This window comes from Aquimarina sp. AWH4_224, from assembly GCF_056160245.1.
Window position 1 is genome coordinate 71243 of record NZ_JBSWWU010000006.1, and the last position, 14638, is coordinate 85880.

Annotated in this window: 15 protein-coding genes; 7 read left to right on the forward strand and 8 right to left on the reverse strand. The window is 35.0% G+C overall.

Annotation, left to right across the window (positions count from 1 at the left end):
* Window positions 1-9: 9 nt before the first annotated feature.
* From ACXAGJ_RS12880 to ACXAGJ_RS12890, 3 genes are all read left to right on the forward strand, one after another.
* Window positions 10-1140 carry an AraC family transcriptional regulator gene (locus ACXAGJ_RS12880; RefSeq protein ID WP_474840448.1) on the forward strand — a complete coding sequence of 377 codons (1131 nt, stop codon included), beginning with the start codon at window positions 10-12 and terminating at the stop codon, window positions 1138-1140.
* 81 nt (window positions 1141-1221) lie between these two features.
* The gene (locus tag ACXAGJ_RS12885) at window positions 1222-2982 is read left to right on the forward strand and encodes an FG-GAP-like repeat-containing protein (RefSeq protein WP_474840450.1); all 1761 of its coding nucleotides are present in this window, start codon (window positions 1222-1224) and stop codon (window positions 2980-2982) included.
* Between the two features lie 153 nt (window positions 2983-3135).
* The gene (locus ACXAGJ_RS12890) at window positions 3136-4107 is read left to right on the forward strand and encodes a YpdA family putative bacillithiol disulfide reductase (protein WP_474840452.1); all 972 of its coding nucleotides are present in this window, start codon (window positions 3136-3138) and stop codon (window positions 4105-4107) included.
* A 53-nt stretch (window positions 4108-4160) separates the two neighbouring features.
* Here ACXAGJ_RS12890 and ACXAGJ_RS12895 read toward each other — a convergent pair whose 3' ends face one another.
* From ACXAGJ_RS12895 to ACXAGJ_RS12910, 4 genes are all read right to left on the reverse strand, one after another.
* Window positions 4161-4871 carry a Bax inhibitor-1/YccA family protein gene (locus ACXAGJ_RS12895; protein ID WP_474840454.1) on the reverse strand — a complete coding sequence of 237 codons (711 nt, stop codon included), beginning with the start codon at window positions 4869-4871 and terminating at the stop codon, window positions 4161-4163.
* A 54-nt stretch (window positions 4872-4925) separates the two neighbouring features.
* A complete protein-coding gene (locus ACXAGJ_RS12900) occupies window positions 4926-5801 on the reverse strand; it encodes a zinc-dependent peptidase (protein WP_474840456.1) in 876 nt (291 codons plus the stop codon).
* A gap of 156 nt (window positions 5802-5957) precedes the next feature.
* The gene (folE, locus tag ACXAGJ_RS12905; protein WP_474840458.1) at window positions 5958-6620 is read right to left on the reverse strand and encodes a GTP cyclohydrolase I FolE; all 663 of its coding nucleotides are present in this window, start codon (window positions 6618-6620) and stop codon (window positions 5958-5960) included.
* Window positions 6621-6626: 6 nt separating this feature from the next.
* Window positions 6627-7031, reverse strand: coding sequence for a MerC domain-containing protein (locus tag ACXAGJ_RS12910; protein ID WP_474840460.1), 405 nt, complete (start codon window positions 7029-7031; stop codon window positions 6627-6629).
* 102 nt (window positions 7032-7133) lie between these two features.
* Here ACXAGJ_RS12910 and ACXAGJ_RS12915 point away from each other — a divergent pair, with 102 nt between their 5' ends.
* The 4 genes from ACXAGJ_RS12915 to ACXAGJ_RS12930 all read left to right on the forward strand — a co-directional run bounded on the left by ACXAGJ_RS12915 (window position 7134) and on the right by ACXAGJ_RS12930 (window position 11545).
* Window positions 7134-7766 (forward strand): ABC transporter ATP-binding protein, encoded by a 633-nt coding sequence (locus tag ACXAGJ_RS12915; protein WP_474840462.1) that lies wholly within the window; start codon window positions 7134-7136, stop codon window positions 7764-7766.
* 2 nt (window positions 7767-7768) lie between these two features.
* Window positions 7769-9103 carry an ABC transporter permease gene (locus tag ACXAGJ_RS12920; protein WP_474840464.1) on the forward strand — a complete coding sequence of 445 codons (1335 nt, stop codon included), beginning with the start codon at window positions 7769-7771 and terminating at the stop codon, window positions 9101-9103.
* The gene (locus ACXAGJ_RS12925; RefSeq protein ID WP_474840466.1) at window positions 9096-9536 is read left to right on the forward strand and encodes a hypothetical protein; all 441 of its coding nucleotides are present in this window, start codon (window positions 9096-9098) and stop codon (window positions 9534-9536) included. The genes ACXAGJ_RS12920 and ACXAGJ_RS12925 overlap by 8 nt, the downstream gene beginning before the upstream one ends.
* A gap of 131 nt (window positions 9537-9667) precedes the next feature.
* Entirely contained in the window at window positions 9668-11545 is a 1878-nt protein-coding gene (locus ACXAGJ_RS12930; protein WP_474840468.1) for a hypothetical protein, read from the forward strand.
* A 65-nt stretch (window positions 11546-11610) separates the two neighbouring features.
* Here the strand turns inward: ACXAGJ_RS12930 and ACXAGJ_RS12935 are convergent, their stop codons facing one another.
* From ACXAGJ_RS12935 to ACXAGJ_RS12950, 4 genes are read right to left on the reverse strand one after another with little or no spacing between them, the layout of a single operon-like run.
* Window positions 11611-12438, reverse strand: a complete 828-nt coding sequence (locus ACXAGJ_RS12935) for a hypothetical protein (RefSeq protein WP_474840470.1) — start codon at window positions 12436-12438, stop codon at window positions 11611-11613.
* Window positions 12439-12471: 33 nt separating this feature from the next.
* The gene (locus ACXAGJ_RS12940; RefSeq protein ID WP_474840472.1) at window positions 12472-13455 is read right to left on the reverse strand and encodes a DUF5829 family protein; all 984 of its coding nucleotides are present in this window, start codon (window positions 13453-13455) and stop codon (window positions 12472-12474) included.
* Between the two features lie 53 nt (window positions 13456-13508).
* The gene (locus ACXAGJ_RS12945; protein ID WP_474840474.1) at window positions 13509-14093 is read right to left on the reverse strand and encodes a HupE/UreJ family protein; all 585 of its coding nucleotides are present in this window, start codon (window positions 14091-14093) and stop codon (window positions 13509-13511) included.
* Between the two features lie 15 nt (window positions 14094-14108).
* Window positions 14109-14627, reverse strand: a complete 519-nt coding sequence (locus ACXAGJ_RS12950) for a DUF6702 family protein (RefSeq protein WP_474840476.1) — start codon at window positions 14625-14627, stop codon at window positions 14109-14111.
* Between the last annotated feature and the right edge of the window lie 11 nt (window positions 14628-14638).

The window sequence follows — 14638 nt, forward strand, 5'->3', positions numbered from 1 at the left end:
AACTTCGTCATGCCTCAGGAATTATCTCCATCATTTGACACCTGGACTTCGATATTCCTGTTAGTCAGTTCGTTTGGATTTTTCCTGAGCATCATATTAAGTCTTCATAAAAGAAGTAGAGCGCATAATCTACCGATTATCCTACTTATTCTAGGATTTTCTTTCATCCTCTTGCAATATGTCTTTTTTTGGACAAGATACCGGAGCATATACCCACATTTGTATTTTTTTGATGCGGTCTGGTATTTATCCTTTGGTCCTTTGGTATATCACTATATTACCAGGTTTTATGACAAATCTTTCAAAATAGGATGGTATCATTATGTCCCTGCCTTACTCTCTTTTGTATTGCATGCTATTTATTATTTGAAATCCAATGGTTTTCAAAATATACAAGACTACAATAACGAAAAACTGTTTTATTTTTATTGGTCTATTAAATCTCCTTGGTTGGCAGCCTTATCCTTGATTATCTACATTGTAATCATAAAAGATTTTATCTCTTTATATAAGGGGAAACAAACCTCAGAATTTGAAATCCTTAGAACGAAATGGATTCGTTTATTAATTAATTTGTTTCTGGTATTTACCATTTCTTATATCAGTTATTATACACTGGTTAGATTTTCGTTCTTTAATGTAGCCTGGGATTACGGAATTTCATTTTCCATGTCATTGGCCATATACGGCCTGGGATATATGGTTTATAAAGAACCTTCTATTTTTAATGGAGAGTTATTGGCTAATTTATTTATTAAAAACTCTAATCAGAATGAGTTAACAGAAGCCACAAAAAATGAATTTCACCAACAGCTACTCTCCTATATTGCAAAAGAAAAACCCTACCTAGATAATAACCTTAGGCTGGTTCATTTGGCAGATAAGATTGGTTTTTCCAGCCACACCTTATCTAAACTGATTAATGAAAAAGCACAAAAGAATTTTAATCAGTTTATTAATGATTATCGTTTGGAAGAAGCAAAAAAGATGCTTTTAGAAGATCCTGAAACCAGTATTAAAACTATTTATTTTGATGTTGGGTTCAACAACAAAGCTACCTTCAATACTGCGTTCAAAAATAAATTCAACTGCACGCCTTCAGAATTTAAAAAGCAAAACATAGTGGTTCAAGATAAATAAGAAGTAAAAAATTATAATTCTAAACCCTTTCTCCCCTGTTTTTGAAGAATTTAGAATCATCAATCTTTAAAACCTGGGCTTATGAGAGCGTTATTATTATTTATGTTTTGCAGTATTTCATTCACTGTTTTTTCCCAAAAATTTACATTAATTACAGATACCTCCAATCCTATCGTATCCGAACCTACAATTGGTGGCACCTATTTTGGGACTTCGTGGACAGATATCGACAATGACCAATTGATCGACCTATTCTATGGAGGAACGATTTATAGAAATCTCGGAAAAGGAAAATTTGAAGTGACTTCGGGTAGTGATTCAATCCCTACGGCAACGGCCTTGGTAGGATGCAGTTGGGCAGATTATCAAAATGACGGTGATCTGGATCTTATTTACTCTCGGTTTTCTGCACCCTCAACTTTACAAACACGAATATATACCAATGATGGTAATGGAAACTTTGAAGAAGCAAACACCATACTAAACACCATTAGTTCTGGCACATGGAGCACACAATGGTGTGACTACAACAACGATAGTTATCTTGATTTTATACTCACCTTTGCAGATGGCTTTTTGAATCCTCTTAGTTTTCCTAATCGCTTGTATAGAGGTAATGCCGATGGCTCATTTACTGAAGTCACCGAACCCTATGAGTTTCTAACCGAAAAAGCAGCATATACGGTGTCCAACTGGACAGATTATGATGAAGACGGAGACACTGATTTATTAATAGCTAGTGGTCCCGCTGCTGGTCCTGCAGGGATTAAACCTGATTTTCTATTCAAAAACCTACAGGTAGAAACCGGACAAGAAGGATTTGAAAAAATCCCAACTTCTGAGCTTTCATTTTCTGAAGATCCACAAGATGGTCAATGCTATAATGCCATTGATTATGATAATGATGGGGATTTGGATATTTGCTTAACCAACTATTCTGGTACCACCAACAAGTTCTATGTGAATAACGCTGGAAATTATGTAGAAACTAGTACTCCTTTTACAACGGCAAACAATCAAAATTTATCCAATGCTTGGGGAGATTTTGATAACGATGGAGATCTGGATGTTATTATTACCGGATCTAATCCTGAAGGAAGTGGATACTATATCAACAACGGAGATGGAACGTTTACCGAAAGTGAATCGAATCTTATCAATACCCTGACCGGCGGAAATTCTACAGGAGCCACTATAGGAGATTATGACAATGACGGTGATCTTGATTTTTTTGTGGTAGGCAACAGCCTAAAAGGGCTATTCAGAAATGATCTTTTTATTAAAAATCACTTTGCAAACTTCAAACTTATTGGTAATCCATCCAACAAAGCTGCTTTGGGAGCTAGATTAGTGCTTACCTCAAAAATAAAAGGAAAGACGGTGACCCAAAAAAGGGAAATTTCGGCCTCAAACACATTTATGGGACACAATAGTTTAAGAGCACATTTTGGACTTAACAAATCTCCAAAAATAGACAGTTTAACCATTTACTGGCCTTCGGGAACTGTAGACACTTTCAAAAACCTAAGAGTGAATCAGTTCTATATTATCGAAGAAGGCAAAAAAAAACCGATTTCGCCACCGATTAAAGACATCAAAAAACGAATCATAGTATACCCCAACCCTGCAAAAAAAAGAGTAAAAGTTAAAGTAATCGGAGGGCAATCATCAAATCCGATAACCGTAAGGTTAAAAGGTAATTCTGGAAATCAATTAGTAGAAAAAACCTTCGCTCCCGACGAAAACATCATATTGGATACATCCGCATTTCCCGGAGGTAATTATTTTTTAGAAGTAGTCGTAGATGGAATGAGTACCGTTAAAAAGTTGGTTATTAAATAAACCTGTTCCTATTTCATCTCAAAAAAGGCAAGTTTTGTAATAGAACTTGCCTTTTCCCTTTTAAAAACTTTTAAAATTAGTAGTTTTACTCTGTATTTGGCGGTAAGAAAAGCTGTTGGGTAACGACAACTTTTCATAGATATTTTTTTAGCAATGAAGCATATAGATTTAATAATTATTGGCGGTGGTCCTATTGGGATTGCCTGTGGGTTGGAAGCAAAAAAAAACGGAATCGATTATCTTATTTTGGAAAAAGGCCCTATTGTGAACTCCTTATTCAATTACCCCATCAATATGCAGTTCTTTTCTTCATCTGAAAAGTTGGAGATTGATGATATTCCTTTTATTAGTAAGGAAGCCAAACCTAAACGTAATGAAGCATTAGAGTACTATCGTAGAATTGTGACTTCAAACGATCTCAACATCAACTTATTCGAAAAAGTAAATGAGGTAAAGAAAGAAGGGAATTCTTTCTCAATTACTACAGAAAAAGAAGCATACACAGCATCTTTTGTGATTGTTGCTACTGGTTTTTATGATATCCCAAATACGATAGATGTTCCTGGAGAGGAGTTGCCAAAAGTATCTCATTATTATAAGGATCCTCATTTTTTTGCCAAACAGAAACTTGCCGTAGTAGGAGCCAGTAATTCTGCTGTTGATGCTGCTCTAGAATGTTACCGCAAAGGAGCCGAAGTCACTATGATCGTGCGTGGACCAGAGATTGGAAGGCGAGTGAAGTACTGGGTACGTCCAGATATCGAAAACCGAATCAACGAAGGAAGTATTAAGGCTTATTATAATACCACTATCAAAGAAATTTCGAAAGATAGTTTAGTATTAGATACTCCCGATGGAGCACTGAGTATTGAAAATGATTATGTACTGGCACTAACCGGGTATAAACCTAATTTTGAGTTTCTGCGGAAAATAGGAATACAACTTTCTGACGATCAGAAATTACATCCACAATATAATGAGGAAACCATGGAAACTAATATAGAAAATCTATTCTTGGCAGGTGTTATCTGTGGAGGGATGGACACTCATATTTGGTTTATTGAAAACTCCAGAATACATGCCAAAACAATTTTGAGTACCATTTCTCAAAAAATACATCAATAAAAAAGCCAAACACTGTTGTAGGATTTGGCTTTGTTATATAATTTTCTTGACAGTTAGTCTCCGCTCAATCTCATTAAAATACTTAGGATATACCAAAAGAGTAGCATTAGCGAGGCAAACAAACCTAAAGAAGCTCCTACATATTGATCTTCGGCATATTTATGAACCATATTAGACGTCTGATACAATATAGACCCCGAAGCCAACACAACCATTCCTGCACTAAACCATAAGCCCAAGTTAAATCCAAATATCATACCTCCTACGATCAATCCCAAAGCGATAAAAAATCCAATCGTTAATGCTGATTTCAGAAAAGAAAAATCTTTTTTGGTGATCAAAACTATGGCAGATAAACCTGTAAAAAGGGACAACGTAAGAATTGCTGCCTGGTAAAGGATATTCTCTCCTCCACTTTCGGCAATCATCATTGCAATCCCGATAAGTGGAATAAAAATAAAGGCTTCAGCAACCACATATAATAGAAGTCCTAGATATTGCTGATTGATATTATGATTTTTAAAAGCCATTCTCTCGGCAAAAGAAGTGGCCAACATAAATCCTCCTAGCATAATTAACCACCTAAATCCTTGTGTCATTGAAAATGCAAATTCTACAATAGCATCTACTTGAAAAAAGAACCATTCTACGATTACAAAAAGCAAAACGGCCATCGCCAAATGGGTATATGTTTTTTTATAAAATGCTACTCTTTTTTCGTCCGATAGTGAGCTTACTGGTAATACTTGCTGAAATTCTTCCATATACTAATACATTGATTGTTTTATAAATTAAATATACTCCCTTTCTATCAAAAACTAGTGTAATTCTTCAAAATATCTAAAATTAAGCATGCGCACTACATACCCATAAATATTGGGGAATTTAGCCTTTAACTTATCTGGAGATTCCATAAATACCTCAATAAGCACCGCAATAAATTCGAACTTATCGGTAAACGCATATTCTCGTAGCAGGTTGGCTTCTACAATTTGTTTTCGTATTTCTATCGCACCCAAATATTCCTCTAGTTCCAAAAATGTATCATAAAAGATTTCGGAGCTAATATCATTCTTCTTAATAGAATTGTAATGAATCGCATGCGTAATTTCGTGCACACCAAGATTCCTACCGTGATCCTTGTTTTGTTTTCCTTTTAGAAAATGTTTCCAGGACAATGCTAATGCTTTGGATCGAGGGTTAAATTCTCCAATATTTTCTGTTTGATTTAGAATCGAATAAAAGGACTTTGGATATAATATAATGGTACTTAAATATGCCAACAAATAATGTCTCATCCCAAAAGTAAGTTGGATAAACATCATAGTAATCTGCATCTTCATAAATCCATCTACTACCAACCCTTCTCTGCCCACGAAACGAATTTCTTCCAAAAAGCGGGCACATCTATGCTCAAAATATTTTCTCCTTTTTTTATCGAGAGACTTGTAGAAATCATTTTCCTCTAAAAACTCTTCGAGATAAGAGGGTAGTTTTTTAAGAGAAGGATAAAAGTGAATAAAATAAGGTTTTTGCTTGTGTTTATAATATACAGACTCCATATACCGAAGCACATAATAGACACAAATAGAAACGATTCCAACGGTCACTACAACTCCAATAATATTTTGAAGTATAGAGTTAGAAACTTCTTCTTCCTGAAGCACTAATAAAGAGAATACATGATAATTCAAAAAAAGAAAAAATGTAGGTTAAGGCACTTAAAAATAGTATTTTAATAACAATTATCTCATTAAAATCGTTATTTAACATTATTTCCTAGTACTTATTCTCAACATATTAGTGAAATTTGGTCCTTTTACAATAGAAAGGTACTCCTACAATTTCGTCTAATCTAGTTGAAAACTTACCATATCAAAAAACTCTTTTCTTATCATAGGATCTGCAAATTGTCCTCCAAACTCTACGGTAGTCGTGAAGCTGCTTTTATCTTTAATCCCTCTTGAAGACACACAAAGATGTTTGGCATTTACCACCACAATAACATCTTCTGTTCCTAAGGTTTTTTGGAGATCTCTTAGAATTTGCAAACAAAGCCTTTCCTGTACTTGCGGTCGATGTGCATAATAATCCACCAACCTATTTAGTTTTGATAATCCTACCACTTTATCTTTGGGAATATACCCCACATGAGCATTACCTACAATGGGTAAAAAATGGTGCTCACAGGCAGAGTCTATGGTGATATTTTGTTCTACTAATATTTTTTGATACTCATACTTATTATCAAAAGTCGAAACTTTAGGTCGGTTTTTTGGATTCAACCCATAAAAAAGCTCCTTTACATACATCTTGGCAACTCTATAAGGAGTTCCCGAAAGGCTATCATCGGTCAAATCAAGCCCTAGTTCTTTCATAATTTCTGAAAAATGATGTTGAATCCTTTCAATTTTAGCATCATCTGATTTTTCAAAGGCATCAGCTCTCAATGGGGTTTCTGTAGCACTAGAAACATGCGAATCACCCATCATTTCTATTTCATTTTTATTCATTTTACACTAATTAGTGGTACAACATTCTTTTTTACACTGGCAATATTTCAAATTGTAAAAATGCAAAATCACAAGCGATAACGACCCTATATAAATGATCTCTTCGGGTAATGGAACAATAGCCAGTTTTTCATTAACAATAATTCCTAATAAAAATAACCAACTGCTCCAAAAGGCATATCTAATATTTGGTTTTGAAGTAGTTCTAACTGATCTACGAATAGCAAAAAAAGAAAGCACTAAAAAAACAAGATCTATAGATTTCCACCATATGGTTGGAGTATCTCCAAACATCACTACACTACTATGTGCCATAAAAAGAAATGGCGTTAATAAACAATGAGCCAAACATAGAGTGCTTGCAACAATTCCTACAGTATCCGAGTTATTTCGTATGAAAGATATATTCAAAAGAAAAAATGTTTATATTCCAAGAGTGCAAAGATACTATAATTTTATAAATGCGACTTTGTTGCGTTAATTAAATTTATTTATTTTTGCTCAAACAATCTTATGTTACGTACCCAATCTCTTCAGTTTTCATATCAGGACTCAAAAAATGGGACTTTATCTTTTCCTGACATCAATATAGGACCTAAACAAGATCTCTTGATATTGGGCCCTTCGGGAGTAGGTAAAACCACACTATTACACCTTTTGGCTGGTTTATTACCAGCACAAAGTGGTGATATTTTTGTCGCCAATACGCATCTAAACACTCTCTCCAGAAAACAACTGGACAAATTCAGAGGGCAACATATAGGATTAATATTTCAACGTAGCTATTTTATAAAATCCTTATCCTTAATAGAAAACCTCAGCCTACGCGAGCGAATTTCTAAAACGAAAAATGATCGATACCGTAAGGAGCAATTGATCATGCAACTTGGCCTCTCTGATCTTCAAAATAAAAAAGTGTACGAATTAAGTGAAGGACAACAACAACGTCTTTCAATAGCTCTTGGGGTTATTCATAAACCAAAAATACTATTAGCAGACGAACCCACATCCAATCTCGATGATGTGAATTGTGAAAAAGTGATCTCCTTGCTCAAAAAAGAAGCTGAAATATGCAAGAGTAATTTAGTGATCATTACTCATGATCAAAGAGTTAAATCCCATTTTGATAACCATATAATCCTATAAAGTTGTTATATCTAGCATACAAGAATCTAATTTCTAAACCTTTAAATACTTTTTTAAGTATTTTACTGCTAATGTTTAGTATTTCGTTGGCTACGTTTATATTGCAAATCAAAAATCAACTTAACCAACATTTAGAAAGCAACATAAAACCATTCGATATGGTTATTGGTGCAAAAGGAAGTCCATTACAACTGGTGCTTTCTTCTGTCTTGCATATTGACAATCCTACTGGAAATATCCTCTTAAAAGACGCTATGAAGATTAGCAAGAACCCTATGGTAAAAGAGGTGATTCCAGTTTCTTATGGAGATAACTACAAGGGATATAGGATTTTGGGCACTTATGATACTTATCTAACACAATACGGGGCAAAACTACGTGAAGGAAAATTGTTTGAAAAATCTTTTGAGGTAGTATTGGGAAGCTATGCAGCTCAAAAACTGAATTTACAGCTTGGAAGCACCTTGGTTAGTGCTCATGGTTTGGCAGACAATGCTCTCGAAACTCATGACGAAAAGCCTTTTACCGTTGTTGGCATATTAGAACCTACAGGATCTGTAATCGATCATCTTATCATTACCAACCTGGAAAGTATTTGGGAGGTACATGAACATGGAGATGAAGAGGAACACGCAGAAGAGCATGACGACCACGAAAAACATGATGAAGAGCATAACGAACACCAAGGAGAGCACGATGATCACAAAGAACACGATGATAAACACGCAGAAGAGCATAATGATCACAAAGAACATGAAGGAGAGCATGACAATCATGAACAACATGAGGATGAACGAGAAATTACTTCCTTACTCGTAAAATTCAGAAACCCTTTGGCGACTTTACAACTTTCCAGATACATCAATGAGCAAACATCAATGCAAGCTGCACTTCCTAAATTTGAAATAGAGCGATTGATGGATTTCTTAGGTATAGGTTTTCAAGCTATAAATAGTATCGCCCTTATTATATTGATAGTTGCGGGTCTTAGCATATTTATTAATCTCATAAAAACAGTCCGGGAAAGAAAACAAGAATTAGCGCTATTACGGACCTACGGGGCCAGCTCGATTCAGTTGTTACAACTGGTGTTTTTTGAAGCGTTGTTCTTGTCAGTATTCGGTTTCCTTCTAGGATGGTTACTTGGTAGATTCGGTGCCTGGCTGCTTTCCTTTTTTACGCAAGATCTATATGGGTATAGTTTTGCGTTTAGCCTTCCAGACAATAGGGAGCTTTTAATACTATTTCTGGTAATTTTAACGACCTTTTTGGCTGCGATTATGGCTTCTTTATCTATATTTAGGCTGAATGTATCAAAAACAATCTCGAATGCATAAAATAATTCTGGTAGTCCTATTTCTGATCGTTAGCAACAGTGCATTTTCTCAGGAACAATTAACCTGGGAAGACTTTGCCGATGTGAAGTTTTCTAATGTGTACAGCCCAGTATATGATGATATCTTTTTAAAACCAAAGTTTGGACCTGGCATAAAGTCTCATGAAGGTCGTCGAGTGAGTATCAAAGGTTATTTTTTGGATTTTTCTCTAGAAGATGATGAATTCTTTTTACTCTCTAAAAATCCTAGAGCATCTTGCTTCTTTTGTGGAGGAGCTGGCCCAGAGAGTGTTCTGGAGATTATGTTTAGCAAAAAACCCAATTTCAAGACCGATCAATTAGTAGAAATCACGGGTGTTCTTATACTCAATCTTGATGATGTGGATCATTGCAACTATATCATTAAGGATGCAACTGGTAAATTAATTCAGTAAACACCTAAAACTATCCCCTTAGCTATAAAAGAAAAAATCACTAAAATTTTTAAGCAATAGTAATTTTTTAATAAACTATAGTTTATATTCAATTTCGTTATTACTACACAATTTTATAATTCACACATTAAATGAAAAACATAATTTACATTGGGTTCCTTTTTATGGTATCTATACTAGAAGCCCAAGACAAAAATGTACAAGTCCCTAAAAGTTATAGCAATATCCATAGTGATGAAAAAGGGCTATATCTTGCTGATGGAGATCAACGTTATTATGCTGCAAAAGCAGTTGCCCAATATTCATTACAACAGCTGTTTGGAAACCCCAAAGGAACCGAAGACGGTGTTGTCTTAGATTTTGGAGATTTTGAAGGAAGTATCACCTACGGTCTTATCCCTTATGGAAAAGCACCGCATCCTTTACCTGTTTTCCGTTTTGTTAAAACATTGGTCGAAGGAAAAGCAGAAATCAATATTAAAAAGGATTTTAGGTATCCATATGATTTTGTGGATTGGCAAGAAAAAGAACAATTACATTTCGGATATCGATTAAAAGATAAAGATGGAATGATTGTATATGATGGAGAAATTTCTTTAAAAGGAAAAGGTCCTTTTGAAGCTGTCCCAACCATGTACGAAGGTCCTTTTGTAAACAAACTTACAGATACTAGCGCTACAGTTTGGTTCAATACCACCATCCCGACAAAAGCGCAATTGCATATTGATAATCGGATTATTGAAAGCCCTGAAGGAACACATCACGAGATCACTGTTACCAATTTGAAACCTTCACAAAAATATGTGTATAAGGTTGCATATGGTGTATTTGAACAACAATATCATCTTACTACTGCACCTAATCCAGGAAGTCGTAAACCGTTTGTTTTTGCATATACCAGTGATAGTCGACATGCCACTGGCGGAGGAGAACGTAAAATCTATGGAGCTAACGCCTATATTATGAAAAAAATGGCTGCTGTTGCCTATTCGAATAATGCCACTTTTGTGCAATTCAGTGGAGACATGATCAATGGATATTTGACCACTAATGAGGAAACGCAATTGCAATATACCAATTGGAAAAAAGCAGTAGAACCTTTTTGGCATTACATGCCTTTTCAAGTGGGCATGGGAAATCATGAAGCTCTTGGACATATATTCAGAAATGATCAAGGACAAAGCAGAGGGTTCGTGGATAAGTTTCCTTTTCATACCGCTTCTGCAGAAGCTGCTTTCGCCGAAGCCTTTGTAAACCCTCTGAACACTAGTCTAAAAAGTGAAGACGGGAGCCCATATGACCCAGATCAAAACGAAGTTGATTTTCCGAGTTATGCCGAAAATGTATTTCATTACGTTTACGACAACCTAGCAGTTATCGTTTTAAATAGTGATTATTGGTATGCTCCAAGCTTATCAAGAAATACATCAACATCCGGTGGATTGCACGGGTACATTATGGATAATCAATTGTCGTGGCTCAAAAAAACCGTTGCAGAATTAGAAGCGAATACCAACATCGATCATATTTTTGTAACTCAACACACCCCAGTATTCCCTAATGGAGGCCATAGTCGTGATGATATGTGGTATAGCGGAAATAATGAGAAAAGACCTGTAGTAGCTGGCAAACCACTAGCAAAAGGGATTCTAGAACGTAGAGATGAGTACTTAGATATTTTAATCAACCAAAGTCAAAAGGTGGTGGGCGTGCTTACTGGTGATGAACATAATTACAATCGTTTGAAATTGACCAAAGAAGTTCCGATCTATCCGGACAACTATCCTCATAAAAAATTAAATGTATCAAGACCTATTTTTCAAATCAACAATGGAGCTTCGGGAGCACCATACTACGCTCAAGAAGTGTTACCATGGAGCAAATTCACTGAAGCCTTTAGCGTTGAGAATGCGGTCTGTCTCTTTTACGTAGATGGAAAAAAAGTATCCATGAAAGTGATCAACCCAGATACGCTAAATGTCATAGATGAAATTATTCTAAGGAAATAAAACTAAAACAAAAAAAAGCCTGTGTCCTAAACAACACAGGCTTTTCACTTTTCTAAAGTAGTTTGTTATTCTTCTTTCAAGGTAACAGTACGAGTTACCTTATTAAATGGACCAGGAAGTAATGCTCCTGAAGCATCTAATAATTCTAGTTGAATAGTAACCTCTCCCATAGGTAACCCCTTCATAACATGAGGTACCCACTCGGTAATCATAAATTCGTTACCGTTGATAGTAGCTTTAACTTTATTCCCAGTTTCTGACAAAGTAGTATTAAGTACAAAAAAGTCTAATAACACCGCTTGTGTATCTTTACCCTTGTACTCTCCTTTTGGTCGGCTATAAATAAGTGTTGGAGCTTTCATATCCAGACCAACAGCATCTTCTGGGTTCTCCCCTATTTCTAATTTACGAACTACCACAGAATTTTCATTCTTTACCGATTCATGAAAAGATCGGCTTAAAAAAGCCACCAAATGATGAACACCTTCTGGCACTTCTTTTTTAAATGTTGGTTCATAATGTGCAGAATACGGCTGGTTATTCAGAATGAAATGGATATGTTGTCCTTTTCCAGAATTTGCTAATTTTTGAGCATTTTCTCCTTCAGTTTGAGCTCCTAATTCATAGTTCTCTACTTTGAAAGCAAAATCCATTTCTCCGGCTTGCCCTTTAATAGTTTCTTCTCCATCCAAAATTAATGAAGCATCAGCATATGCAGGAGAGCCTTTCAATTTTTCTAGTGTAATTTTTGGCTCTTCTACTTTTTCGGTGGTTTCAGTAGCAGTATCTACTGCTTCTTCTTCATCAGTAGTTTTTTTCTCCTGTTTACACCCTGCAATCATAAATATGGCCAGGCATACTGCAATAATTAAGTGATTAGCGTTTTTGTTCATTTTAATATAGTTTTAAGTATTAGTCAATTCTTTTCAAGGGTTATTTTCATAAAGCGTATCAAAATCCCAAACGGACTGTGTGTCGTTGTTTGTAATGGTCAAATTCCCCAAATGGGTAGTACTATGATCATGTCCGTTTAATCGGCAAACAAGTTGTGTAATTCTACTGTACTCTATTTCGTCTGAAGGTGTAATATAAATTTTAACATCACCCCCTGCAATAGTAAGCACATTACCTTTTCTTTCCAAAAGTCTACAACTTAAATATCTTAACTCTCGGGCAATTCGTATATAATCCTCTGGTATACAACTGAGATGAATTTCTTCTATTCCATTAAAAAGTTTCTGTTCGGTGTAAGCGGTTTCTAGAAAAGCCGAACGAGAATAAGAATCAAAAGATTTCTCAAACAAGGTTTCCAAAAAAGCAGGATCATAAAAAGCATACCAGGTATGTAAAGCAGTACCCGGGCTTGGTGTATAAAACGCCTTAAACCAAGTATGTTGATCTCCTTTTAGCGGCATATCCACAGTTTCTGAGGCATATAAAAGAGAGTCTTCTGTCTTTCTAATTTTAGGAACCACACCTAGATGAAAATGCTCATTATTATTTTTCAAAGAAAACCCAATACCACTTTTCCCTACGGGTTCATTATATTTATTATTTGGTCCTAAAATTTCAATATAATGCTGATGTCCTCTAAGGTAACAGGTCGAAGAATGTTCCTGCTCATTAAGTGGTGCAAAATCCGGTAGACCAAGGTCCATTCTGCCATAAGCAGCTTTCCACAGATTGTCTTTTGTTAATCTAGCATAAGTAACACTATCCACTACTACATACAAATGATCCAACAACACTTTGGATACATTTTTATCAAAAACGGCATCTATCTTTTCCCGGTCTATAGCATTTTGTTCTAGAGGCTCTTGCACTTGCTTTTTACAAGAAATACAAATCAAACATATTGTAACCAACATTATGATTCTATCTACTATAATACGACTGCTTAAAAAAGTCATAGCGTTTACAAGATATTTTGCTTTATCAAAAATAACAATAACAAAGTTATATATCACCCTCCATTAATCGCATTTAATAAAATTGTCCCTGCGATTCCAAAACCAGCTCCAGAGACAAATAAATTCCATTTAAAATGCTCTCCTTTGATAAACTTAGTATAGATCCATAAGGAAATCATAAACAGGAATACAATAAATAGCTGACCCACTTCTATACCAATATTAAATGCAAACAATGGCATAATGATGCTATCGTTAAATAGCATAAACTTAAAATTACTTGCAAATGCCAAACCGTGAATTAAACCGAAAATAAGTGCGATACCATACTTGAATTTAGTATCAGAAAATTTACCGTGCTTGTTATAGTTGATAATGTTTGCCAATGCTGTAATCATAATAGTGAACGGAATTAACATATCGATAAGCTTAGAATTGGCTGGAATGATATCCAAAGCACTAAGTATCAACGTTCCACTATGACCTATTGTAAAAGCAGTAATAATGACCAAAATCTGCTTCCATTGTTCTAGCTTGAAAGCTGCACATAAGGTCATTACAAATAATAAATGATCATAGGCATGGATATCCACGATATGCTCCCATCCACTAATAAAAAAAGAACTTAAATTGTCCATAGGTATCTTCGTATATTATAAATTAAAAGTTATTGGTTCATCGTAGGTGGTAACATCAAAATAATTCTCATCAACAAATGGAGGTATACTCACCGTAATTCGATTAGATTGTTGAAATCCAAATTCTTCAAATAACAAGGTGTTTTCTATGCAAATTTGATCTCCCTCTTTAATTTTAGGAACATCTCGATAAAACTTTATGGTGATGATATTGTTCTTTTCCATCACTTCTGAAGATTCGTATTTAAAAGGGAAATACTCATTGTTGATTGATACCTTATAATATCGTGCAAAATAGTTTTCAATCCCTTTAATATCTTCCTTGGATAGGTTAGATAGATTGATATCCTTGGTAAACGTATCATTGATACTAAATGAGAAGTCGTCTATAAAGAGCCTGCACTCCATAGCAAACGTGCTTTTTTTAGCACTATATTCAATTAACGAAGATGTCAATTTAACGGGATGAGAACTGCTAAATGACGCTGAAAGAAAGAACAAGCATAACAGCAGTAGTACTTTATAATATCTCATTTTCGGGAGTT

Excerpts from the sequence above, each read along its gene's own strand:
- ACXAGJ_RS12880 (WP_474840448.1), top strand. The coding sequence starts at position 10 with ATGCCTCAGGAATTATCTCCATCATTTGACACCTGGACTTCGATATTC.
- ACXAGJ_RS12885 (WP_474840450.1), top strand. The coding sequence starts at position 1,222 with ATGAGAGCGTTATTATTATTTATGTTTTGCAGTATTTCATTCACTGTT.
- ACXAGJ_RS12890 (WP_474840452.1), top strand. The coding sequence starts at position 3,136 with ATGAAGCATATAGATTTAATAATTATTGGCGGTGGTCCTATTGGGATT.
- ACXAGJ_RS12895 (WP_474840454.1), bottom strand. The coding sequence starts at position 4,871 with ATGGAAGAATTTCAGCAAGTATTACCAGTAAGCTCACTATCGGACGAA.
- folE (WP_474840458.1), bottom strand. The coding sequence starts at position 6,620 with ATGAATAAAAATGAAATAGAAATGATGGGTGATTCGCATGTTTCTAGT.
- ACXAGJ_RS12915 (WP_474840462.1), top strand. The coding sequence starts at position 7,134 with ATGTTACGTACCCAATCTCTTCAGTTTTCATATCAGGACTCAAAAAAT.
- ACXAGJ_RS12925 (WP_474840466.1), top strand. The coding sequence starts at position 9,096 with ATGCATAAAATAATTCTGGTAGTCCTATTTCTGATCGTTAGCAACAGT.
- ACXAGJ_RS12930 (WP_474840468.1), top strand. The coding sequence starts at position 9,668 with ATGAAAAACATAATTTACATTGGGTTCCTTTTTATGGTATCTATACTA.
- ACXAGJ_RS12935 (WP_474840470.1), bottom strand. The coding sequence starts at position 12,438 with ATGAACAAAAACGCTAATCACTTAATTATTGCAGTATGCCTGGCCATA.
- ACXAGJ_RS12940 (WP_474840472.1), bottom strand. The coding sequence starts at position 13,455 with ATGACTTTTTTAAGCAGTCGTATTATAGTAGATAGAATCATAATGTTG.
- ACXAGJ_RS12945 (WP_474840474.1), bottom strand. The coding sequence starts at position 14,093 with ATGGACAATTTAAGTTCTTTTTTTATTAGTGGATGGGAGCATATCGTG.
- ACXAGJ_RS12950 (WP_474840476.1), bottom strand. The coding sequence starts at position 14,627 with ATGAGATATTATAAAGTACTACTGCTGTTATGCTTGTTCTTTCTTTCA.